The 9,336-nt window shown below is 64.5% G+C and carries 8 protein-coding genes; 1 reads left to right on the top strand and 7 read right to left on the bottom strand.

The genetic code is table 11. The features are described 5' to 3' along the window. The coding region (locus H928_RS0122365) for an ABC-F family ATP-binding cassette domain-containing protein (RefSeq protein ID WP_021028497.1) at nucleotides 1–1,728 on the bottom strand (1,728 nt) is incomplete at its 3' end. A gap of 264 nt (nucleotides 1,729–1,992) precedes the next feature. Between H928_RS0122365 and H928_RS32620 the strand changes: the two genes are divergently transcribed. Beyond that, nucleotides 1,993–2,880, top strand: coding sequence for a ferritin-like domain-containing protein (locus H928_RS32620; protein WP_239645047.1), 888 nt, complete (start codon nucleotides 1,993–1,995; stop codon nucleotides 2,878–2,880). A gap of 18 nt (nucleotides 2,881–2,898) precedes the next feature. Here the strand turns inward: H928_RS32620 and prmB are convergent, their stop codons facing one another. The 6 genes from prmB to H928_RS29345 form a co-directional block, all read right to left on the bottom strand. Next, complete coding sequence (gene prmB / locus H928_RS0122355) at nucleotides 2,899–3,810, bottom strand: 50S ribosomal protein L3 N(5)-glutamine methyltransferase (RefSeq protein ID WP_021028495.1); 912 nt, start codon at nucleotides 3,808–3,810, stop codon at nucleotides 2,899–2,901. Nucleotides 3,811–3,908: 98 nt separating this feature from the next. Continuing rightward, nucleotides 3,909–5,057 carry a succinyl-diaminopimelate desuccinylase gene (gene dapE / locus H928_RS0122350; protein ID WP_021028494.1) on the bottom strand — a complete coding sequence of 383 codons (1,149 nt, stop codon included), beginning with the start codon at nucleotides 5,055–5,057 and terminating at the stop codon, nucleotides 3,909–3,911. Nucleotides 5,058–5,333: 276 nt separating this feature from the next. Further along, complete coding sequence (locus H928_RS0122345; protein ID WP_021028493.1) at nucleotides 5,334–6,494, bottom strand: PilT/PilU family type 4a pilus ATPase; 1,161 nt, start codon at nucleotides 6,492–6,494, stop codon at nucleotides 5,334–5,336. A gap of 158 nt (nucleotides 6,495–6,652) precedes the next feature. Next, complete coding sequence (dapD, locus tag H928_RS0122340) at nucleotides 6,653–7,477, bottom strand: 2,3,4,5-tetrahydropyridine-2,6-dicarboxylate N-succinyltransferase (RefSeq protein WP_021028492.1); 825 nt, start codon at nucleotides 7,475–7,477, stop codon at nucleotides 6,653–6,655. Between the two features lie 3 nt (nucleotides 7,478–7,480). Further along, nucleotides 7,481–8,689: a succinyldiaminopimelate transaminase gene (dapC, locus tag H928_RS0122335; RefSeq protein WP_021028491.1), complete on the bottom strand. Its 1,209-nt coding sequence runs from the start codon at nucleotides 8,687–8,689 to the stop codon at nucleotides 7,481–7,483. Between the two features lie 115 nt (nucleotides 8,690–8,804). Continuing rightward, a partial coding sequence (locus H928_RS29345) for an RnfABCDGE type electron transport complex subunit B (protein WP_043341599.1) occupies nucleotides 8,805–9,336 on the bottom strand: 532 nt, incomplete at its 5' end.

Genomic DNA, 9,336 nt, shown 5'->3' with positions numbered 1-9,336 from the left:
AGGCGCAGGGGCTGGCGCGGGTGCCGCAACCGGTGCCGCGACGGGCGCGGCCACAGGGGCAGGCGCTGCATCCTTGCTGCGCGATTGCATATCGGCCTGGCGCGCTTCTTCGCGCAGGCGCTTGGATTCGTCCAGCAGGTAGCGCTGGTAGTCGTCCAGATCGCCATCGAAGGGGCCGACCTGACCACGGCCGACCATCCAGAAGTCCTCGCAGACGGCGCGCAGCAGATGGCGGTCATGGCTGACCAGCATGACGGTGCCGTCAAAGTCGTTCAGTGCCATCGCCAGCGCTTCGCGGGTTGCCAGGTCCAGGTGGTTGGTTGGCTCATCGAGCAGCAGCAGGTTGGGGCGCTGCCAAACGATCATTGCCAGCACCAGGCGGGCTTTTTCGCCACCGCTCATGCTGCCCACGGCCTGCTTGACCATGTCGCCGCTGAAGTTGAAGGTGCCCAGGAAGTTGCGCAGGTCCTGCTCGCGCGCGCTGTTGCCTTCGCTGCCGATTTCCTTGGCCAGGCGGATCATGTGCTCGAGCGGGTTCTCGCTGGGGCGCAACACGTCCAGCTCCTGCTGGGCAAAGTAGCCGATATTGAGGCCCTTGCCCTCGGTCACGGTGCCGGCCAGGGCCTTCATCTCGCGGGCAATGGTCTTGACCAGGGTCGATTTACCCTGGCCGTTGGCGCCCAGAATACCAATGCGCTGGCCTGCCAGCACCGAGCGGTTGACGCCTTGCAAGATCGTGGTCTGCTTGCCGTCTTCGTCCTCATAGCCAAAGGCCGCGTCGGTGATCGCCAACATCGGGTTGGGCAGGTTGGCCGGTTCCTTGAATTCGAAGGTGAACTCGGCCTCGGCCAGCACGGGCGCGATCTTCTCCATGCGGTCGAGCTGCTTGACCCGGCTTTGCGCCTGTTTGGCCTTGCTGGCCTTGGCCTTGAAGCGGTCAATGAACTTCTGCAGATGCGCCATCTTCTCTTGCTGCTTGGCAAAGCTGGCTTGCTGCAGCTCCAGCTGCTGGGCACGCAGCTCTTCGAAGCGGCTGTAATTGCCGCCGTAGCGGGTCAGCTGCCCACCCTGGATCTGCAGGGTCACATTGGTGATTGCGTCGAGAAATTCGCGGTCATGGCTGATGGTGATCAGGGTGCCGGGGTAACGTTTGAGCCAGGCTTCGAGCCAGACCAGCGCGTCCAGATCCAAGTGGTTGGTCGGCTCGTCGAGCAGCAGCAGATCGCTGGGGCACATCAGCGCGCGGGCCAGCTGCAGGCGCATGCGCCAACCGCCCGAGAAGCTGTTGACCGGGTGTTCCAGCTCCTGCACCTTGAAGCCCAGGCCCAGGATCAGCGCCTGCGCGCGGGGAACGGCATCGTGGGCGCCGGCATCGGCGAGGTCCGCATAGGCCTGGGCCAGGGCCATGCCGTCGCCGGATGCCTCGGCCGCCTCCAGCTGCGCCTGCACTTCGACCAGGCGGGTGTCGCCCTCGAGCACAAACTGGGTGGCCGATTCGTCGGTTTCGGGCATGTGCTGGGCCACCTGGCCCATGCGCCACTGGGCGGGGATGTGGAAATCGCCGCCGTCTTCCGTCAGCGAGCCGTTGAGCAGCGCAAACAGCGTGGACTTGCCAGCGCCATTGCGGCCGACCAGGCCCACCGATTCGCCCGGGTTGATGGTGGTGGTGACGCCGTCAAGCAGCACTTTGGTGCCGCGGCGCAGGGTGATATTTTTCAGCGTAATCATGAATGGCCTCGATTATCGCCGCCCTGGGCTTGGCCCAGGGCCATGCAGGGCATAGCGGGCGGTGGTTGGCCGTACGGCTTGCGCCATTGGCGTTCGCCCAGGCGCCTGCTGCAAGCCCAGGTAGGCCAATGCCGCATGCCCTTGTAGGAGGCGGCAGGTGTTGGGCGCTGACACCGGCCTGGACCTACCCAAGCCCCGGCCACAGGGCCATACTGCAGTGTGCAAACGCCATATTTCAGTGATGGCAATCACAAGGACAGTGCTATGACAACAGCCTCTGAAATGCATGGACGGACTGCCGGTGACCGCCAGCCAGCACCCAGCCTGGGCGCGGCTGCAGCGGCGCGGTCCCACTGGCAGCTGGCCGACATTCCCTATGCGCAGATCGACCATGGCGCGGTGGCCAACGATGAGGACATGTTCTACCTGCTGATGAGCGCCTCCTTTGTCGAGACCGGCTCGGACACCTATGCCGCCAACCTGGGCGCGCACTATGCCCGCTACCCGGACATCCAGCATTGGCTGCAAGAGCGCTGGGAGCATGAGGAGCTGCAGCACGGCGAATCGCTGCGGCGCTATGTGGAGGCGGTCTGGCCCAGTTTTGACTGGCAAAAGGCCTATGACAGCTTTTTTGCCGAGTATTCGCTGCTGTGCACGCAAGAGGCGCTATTGGAAGACCCGCGCCTGGAGATGGTGGCGCGCTGCGTGGTGGAGACGGGCACCACGGCCTACTACCACACCTTGCGCGCGCTCAGCCAGGAGCCGGTGCTGACCGAGCTGCTGGGCCATATCCGCAATGACGAGGTCGGCCACTTCAAGCATTTCTTGAGCTACTTCAAAAGCTTGCAGGCCCAGGAGCCCGTTGGCCGGCTGCGCATTGCGAAGGCGCTGTACAGCCGCTTGAAAGAACTGCGCGAGAGTGATTCCGATGTGGCGCTGCGCCATGTGTTTGCCCACAAGGGCGCGCTGTTTGCCGACCGGCAGCGCAGCTTTGACGATGTCGCCCAGCGCATCTACCACCTGATCAGCAGCGGCCTGCCGGCCCAGCTGGCGGTGCAGATGCTGCTCAAGCCGATGCTGCTGCCGCCCAGGCTGGAATCCTGTCTGCACCGGCCCATCAGCCGGCTGGCCTGCAAAATGCTGGCCTACTGAATCAACGCTGAACCAGGCTCAAAGCTGCGTGGGTTGTTCCTGCGCCCAGTGCATCAGCGCTTCGCGGGTCAGCAGCAGCACCTGGTCGTCGCCGGCGCTGGTGTCCATCCAGAACACCGGCAGCCCAGGGAAGGCGGCTTCAAAGTAGGCGCGCTCGTTGCCAATCTCCAGCACCAGCACACCGTCTTCGCTCAGGCGCAGGGGCAGCTCCAGAATCAGGCGACGCACAAAGTCCATGCCGTCCTGGCCACCGGCCAGTGCCAGCACGGGCTCGGCCTGGTATTCCAGCGGCAGGCTGGCCATGCTCTGGGCGTTGACATAGGGAGGATTGCAGAGGATCAGGTCCCAGGGGCCACGGGCGTTCGCCATACCGTCTGATTGAACCAGCTGCACGCGCTCTTGCAGGCCATGCTGGTCCACATTGATGCGGGCCACGGCCAGCGCATCGGCCGACAGATCGGCGCCGGTGACCTGCACATCGGGGTAGGCCATGGCGGCCAGGCAGGCGAGGCTGCCGTTGCCGGTACACAGGTCCAGCACCTGGCGGGTCTTGTCGCTCAGCCAGTCGTCAATGCTGCCATCGGCCAGCAGCTCGGCAATCAGGCTGCGCGGCACGATGGAGCGCTCGTCGATGTAGAAGGGCACGCCTTGCAGCCAGGCCTGCTGGGTCAAGTAGGCGGCGGGCTTGCGGCTGCGGATGCGCTCGGCCACAAGCGCTTCGAGCTTTTGGCGCTGTTCATCGCCGACGGTTTGGTTCGCCACCGATTCAGCGCCATCCGGGCTGGTGTCGCTGTCCACCGGCAGGCCCAGTGACCACAGCACCAGCCAGTTCGCTTCGTCCTGCGCATTGGTCGTTCCATGGCCAAAATGCACACCGGCAGCGCTGAGCGCTGCTGCGCTGTCATCAATCAGGGTGCGGATGGTGGTCATGGCTCAACTCAGGCAAAAATCAAAGACCGCCATTGTAGGCTTGATGACAGCCGCACGGCGCCAGGCAAGGCTGGCGCCAGGGCTATCTGGGTACTGGCTTAGCGCGCCAGGTTTTCCAGAATACGGCGGTAGATGTTTTTCAGCGGCTCGATATCGGCCACGGCCACGCACTCGTCGATCTTGTGGATGGTGGCGTTCGATGGCCCGATCTCGATGACTTCCGGGCAGATATCGGCGACAAAACGGCCGTCGCTCGTGCCGCCGGTGGTCGACAAGGTGGTCTCGAGCCCCACTTCGTCGCGGATCGCCTGCTGCACGGCGGTGACCAGCACGCCGGGTGTGGTCAGGAAGGGCTTGCCGCCCAGGGTCCACTTCAGGTCGTACTCTAGCGCATGGCGCTCCAGGGTGGACTTGACGCGGGCCTTGAGGTTTTCGGCCGTCGATTCGGTGCTGAAGCGGAAGTTGAAGTCCACCACCATCTGGCCCGGGATCACATTGCCCGCGCCCGTGCCCGCATGGATATTGCTCATCTGGAAGCTGGTGGGCGGGAAGAAGGCATTGCCTTCGTCCCACACGGTGCTGGCCAGCTCGCCCAGCGCGCCCAGGCCCTGGTGGATGGGGTTGCGGGCCAGCTGCGGGTAGGCGATATGGCCTTGCACGCCATGGATGGTAAGCTTGCCCGTCAGGCTGCCGCGCCGGCCGTTCTTGACCATGTCGCCGAGCTTTTGCACGGCGGTGGGTTCGCCCACCAGGCAGTAGTCCAGCACCTGGCCGCGCTGGCGCAGCTGCTCGACGACGACGGCGGTGCCGTCCACGCTCGGGCCCTCTTCGTCACTGGTCAGCAAAAGCGCGATATCCAGCGGCGCTGCAGCGTTCTGGGCGACAAACTCCTCGGCGGCCACGACAAAGGCGGCGATCGAGGTCTTCATGTCGCTGGCACCACGGCCATACAGTTTGCCATCGCGGTGCGAGGGGGTGAAGGGGTGTGAGTTCCACTGCTCCAGCGGACCGGTGGGCACCACATCGGTGTGGCCGACAAAGACCACGGTCTTGGCACCGGCCACGCCGCTGCGGCGCAGCGCCCAGAGGTTGCTCACCCGAAAGCTGTCGGGGCCGCTGTCCATGCGCTCGCAGGCAAAACCCAGCGGCTGGAGCAGGTCGGAAACCATGTCCAGACAGCCTTCGTCATGGGGCGTCACGGAAGGACGGGCGATCAGTTGCTCGGTCAGTTGCAGGGTGCGGGACATGGCGTCTAAAGGGTGGGGCGGAGAGGTCAACAACAATGCGGCCCGCAGGCCGCATTCAGGGCATATGGCCACGGCGTCGTGGCGCGCTGCCCTAGGGACCTCTGCAAAACTCCCTGCCGTGGTCTGAACGCGGGCTCGGGCGATCCGCTGCGTTGTCTTCCTTGTCAATAGCTACGGCTATTGACTGCAAAAGACGCCTTGCGGCTCATCCCGATCCACGTCCATCCCGCTTGGCGAGGGTTTTGCAGAGCATCCCTAGGGGCAACGGCCGCTATCTTACTCTTGGTTCACGTCGAGCACGATTTCGGTGAACGAGGCCGCGTCGTCGAGCTCGGGCTTGGCCGCGACCTGGGCCTTGGCGGCATTGGCTGCCATCTGGAAGTCGTTTTGCAGCCGCCACATCAGGTTGGTTGGCGAGTCGGAGTTGGCCAGGCCTTCTTCGCGGCTGATCTTGCCGCTGTGGATGAGAGCGGCCAGCGCCCCTTCAAAGGTGACCGAGCCTTCGGCCATCGATTTTTCCATCGCCTCGCGCACCGCAGAGAAGTTGCCTTGCTCGATCATCTCGCCCACCAGCTTGGTGTTGAGCATCACCTCGATGGCAGCGGTGCGTTTGCCCGAGACCGTCTTGACCAGGCGCTGCGAGACCACGGCGCGCAGCGCTGATGACAAGTCGCCCAGCATCGTGGGGCGCACCTCGACCGGGTAGAAGCTCAGGATCCGGTTGAGCGCGTGGTAGCTGTTGTTGCCGTGCAAGGTGGCCAGGCACAGGTGGCCGGATTGCGCGTAGGCAATGGCCGCCGACATGGTCTCGCGGTCGCGGATTTCGCCAATCATGATCACATCGGGCGCCTGGCGCAGCGCGTTCTTCAGCGCGGTCTGCAGCGAGGCGGTGTCGCTGCCGACCTCGCGCTGGTTGATGATGGAGCGGCGGTTGGAGAACTGGTACTCGATCGGGTCTTCCACCGTCAGGATATGGCCGCTTTGCTGGCCGTTGCGGTGGTCGATCATCGCGGCGAGCGATGTGCTCTTGCCTGAGCCGGTGGCGCCGACAAACAGCACCAGGCCGCGCCGGGCCATGATGAGGTCCTGGAAGATCTCGGGCAGCTCCAGCTGCTCCAGGCTGGGGATGTCTTGGGGCACATAGCGGATGACCACGGCGCAGCTGCCGCGCTGGTGCATGGCGCTGACGCGGAAGCGGCCCACGCCTTCGAGCGGCACGCCGATGTTGAGCTCACCGGTTTCGTCCAGCTCTTCGATGCGCTCGGGCGGCACGATCTCGGCGAGCAGGGTGCGCGGCGCATCCGGCGTCAAGGTCTGGTTGTTGAGGGGGATGCATTCGCCCTGGATCTTGACCAGCGCGGGCGCATTGGCTGACAGATAGACATCCGAGGCTTTGTTGTCCGCCATCAGGCGCAAGATTCGCTCCATGGTTCCCATGTCAGTTCCCTCTGTTAATTTGTGCAGAGATTGTAGGCTTAGCTACGCAGTCAATAAACGATGTTGCGTCCTCGCAGCAGCCCAACGTGGCGCAAGCGGCCAGAAAAAAGCCCTGCAGCGCAAGGCTTGCAGGGCTTGTGGATCGCCTAGGCGGCAGATCAGTCGCGCAGCAGGTCGTTGATGCTGGTCTTGGCGCGGGTCTCGGGCGTCACTTGCTTGACGATCACCGCGCAGTACAGGCTGTGGCTGCCGTCCTTGGCAGGCATGGAGCCGCTGACCACCACCGAGCCCGAAGGCACGCGGCCATAAGTGACTTCGCCGGTCATGCGGTTGTAGATCTTCGTGGACTGGCTGATGTAGACGCCCATCGAGATGACCGAGTTTTCTTCGACGATCACGCCTTCGACGATTTCGGAGCGGGCGCCGATAAAGCAGTTGTCTTCAATGATCGTGGGGTTGGCTTGCAGCGGTTCGAGCACGCCGCCCAGGCCTACGCCGCCCGAGAGGTGGACGTTCTTGCCCACTTGTGCGCAGGAGCCCACGGTCGCCCAGGTGTCGACCATGGTGCCTTCGCCCACATAGGCGCCGATGTTGACGTAGGAAGGCATCAGGATGGCGCCCTTGGCCACAAAGCTGCCGCGGCGGGCCACAGCGGGCGGCACCACGCGCACGCCGGTGGCAGCGATATCGGCCTCGGACATGCCGGCGTACTTGGTGGGCACCTTGTCGTAGAAGTTCAGGTCGCCGGCTTGCACCAGCGCGTTGTCCTTCAAGCGGAACGACAGCAGCACGGCCTTCTTGATCCACTGGTGCACGGTCCACTGGCCCACGCCTTCACGCGTGGCCACGCGCAGCTCGCCTTTGTCCAGGGCGTTGATCACATGGTCGACCGCATCGACGATTTCTTTGGGTGCCGAGGCAGGCGCGAGCGCCGTGCGGGCTTCCCAGGCGGATTCGATGATGGTTTGCAGTTGTTGCGTCATGGTTTAGGCTTTTTTCCAGGATTGAATGAATTGGGCAATGCGCTGTGCGGCTTCCAGGCATTCGGCGGTCTGGGCCACCAGGGCCATGCGGATGCGGCCAGCGCCTGGGTTGCTGCCGTTGAAGTCACGGGCCAGATAGCTGCCTGGCAGAACCGTGACATTGTATTGGGCATAGAGTTCGCGCGCGAACTCGGTGTCGGACAAGCCCATCTCTGGGGGCACGCCGGCCCAGAGGTAGAAGCTGGCGTCTGGCAGCTGCACATCCATCACGGCCGACAGCACGGGCGTGACTTCGGCAAACTTGCGGCGGTATTGCTCGCGGTTGTCTTCGACATGGCGCTCATCGCCCCAGGCCGCAATGCTGGCCGCCTGCACCGGCGGGCTCATCGCGCCGCCCTGGTAGGTGCGGTAGAGCGTGAAGGCCTTGATCAGCTCGGCGTCGCCCGCGACAAAACCGCTGCGCAGGCCCGGCACATTGCTGCGCTTGGACAGGCTGGTGAAGGACACCAGGCGGCGAAAATCGCTGCGGCCCAGTTGCGCCGCTGCCTGCATGCCGCCCAGAGGCGGCTCGTCGCGGAAGTAGATTTCGCTGTAGCACTCGTCAGACGCAATGACAAAGCCATAGCGGTCGGACAGCTCAAACAGCTTTTTCCACTCGTCAAGCGGCATCACGGCGCCGGTGGGGTTGCCCGGCGAGCAGACAAAGATCAGCTGGGTGCGCTGCCAGATGTCCTCGGGCACGCTGGCCCAGTCGACGGCAAAGTTCTTGCTGGCGATGCTGGGCACGTAGTAGGGCGTGGCGCCTGCAAGCAGGGCCGCGCCTTCGTAAATTTGGTAGAACGGGTTGGGGCAGAGCACGACCGGGCCTGGCTTGCTGCTGTCAACCACCGTCTGCGTGAACGCAAACAGTGCTTCGCGGCTGCCATTGACCGGCAAGGTGTGCTTTTGCCCATCCACCTGCAGGCCGTAGCGCGTGGACAGCCAGGCGGCAAAAGCCTCGCGCAGGGCGGGTGTGCCGGCGGTGGCGGGGTAGACCGAGAGGCCGGCCAGGTTGTCCGAGAGCGCTTGCTCGATAAAGGCGGGCGTGGGGTGGCGGGGCTCACCGATACCCAGGCTGATGGGCGACTTGTCTGCGGGTGGCGTGACACCGGCAAACAACTGGCGCAGGCGCTCAAACGGGTAGGGCTGCAGTTTCTGGAGCAAGGGGTTCATAAGCCAGCCATTATGGTGCAGCAGCACCGGTTTTTTTGCGCCGTTCTGTCATGCCCGGTAGGGGTTTGGCGGCCTTTTGGCGGTCTTTTAGCGGCCCCCAGGCGCTGTGCAGCCATTAAGACGACGGCTTGCCGCCTTGTTGCTGCTTGGCTTTGGCCAAAATGGCGGCCAGGATTGCCTTTTTGTCGGCAGCGGCCGGCGCCGCCAATGTGGCCTTGCTGGCCGCGTTATTTTGCGCTGCCGCTGCACTGACGGCGGCAGCCTGGGCCGCTTGGGCGCTGAGCCCTGCGGGGGCTGCGCGAGGCGCACTGGTTGCGCTTGCTGCCGGGGCGGATGCCTGCGGGCGGTGGGCGCCGTCCAGGCGCTGCTGGTGCCTGTGGTAGCGCAGCCGCGCCTCATCGGCTTTCGCCGGGCTCCAGGCGGCCCAGCCAGTGGCCTCGCCGCTGGCGTTGTCCAGTTCGATGCAATCGACCGGGCAGACCGGCAGGCACAGCTCGCAGCCGGTGCAGGCCTCGGGAATGACGGTGTGCATGCGCTTGTTCGCGCCCAGGATGGCATCGGTCGGGCAGGCCTTGATGCACAAGGTGCAGCCGATGCACCAGTTCTCATCGATACGGGCGACAACGCGCACGGCTTCGAGGCCGTTG

It is taken from the genome of Comamonas sp. B-9, from assembly GCF_000410635.1.
In the GTDB taxonomy this organism is placed as follows: Bacteria; Pseudomonadota; Gammaproteobacteria; order Burkholderiales; family Burkholderiaceae_C; genus Comamonas.
This window is presented reverse-complemented; position numbering and strand designations above follow the sequence as displayed.

What these genes read in the sequence shown, in the direction of transcription:
- dapC (WP_021028491.1), bottom strand. Translation starts at nt 8,689, where the DNA reads ATGAACCCCTTGCTCCAGAAACTGCAGCCCTACCCGTTTGAGCGCCTG.
- dapD (WP_021028492.1), bottom strand. Translation starts at nt 7,477, where the DNA reads ATGACGCAACAACTGCAAACCATCATCGAATCCGCCTGGGAAGCCCGC.
- H928_RS32620 (WP_239645047.1), top strand. Translation starts at nt 1,993, where the DNA reads ATGACAACAGCCTCTGAAATGCATGGACGGACTGCCGGTGACCGCCAG.
- prmB (WP_021028495.1), bottom strand. Translation starts at nt 3,810, where the DNA reads ATGACCACCATCCGCACCCTGATTGATGACAGCGCAGCAGCGCTCAGC.
- H928_RS0122345 (WP_021028493.1), bottom strand. Translation starts at nt 6,494, where the DNA reads ATGGGAACCATGGAGCGAATCTTGCGCCTGATGGCGGACAACAAAGCC.
- dapE (WP_021028494.1), bottom strand. Translation starts at nt 5,057, where the DNA reads ATGTCCCGCACCCTGCAACTGACCGAGCAACTGATCGCCCGTCCTTCC.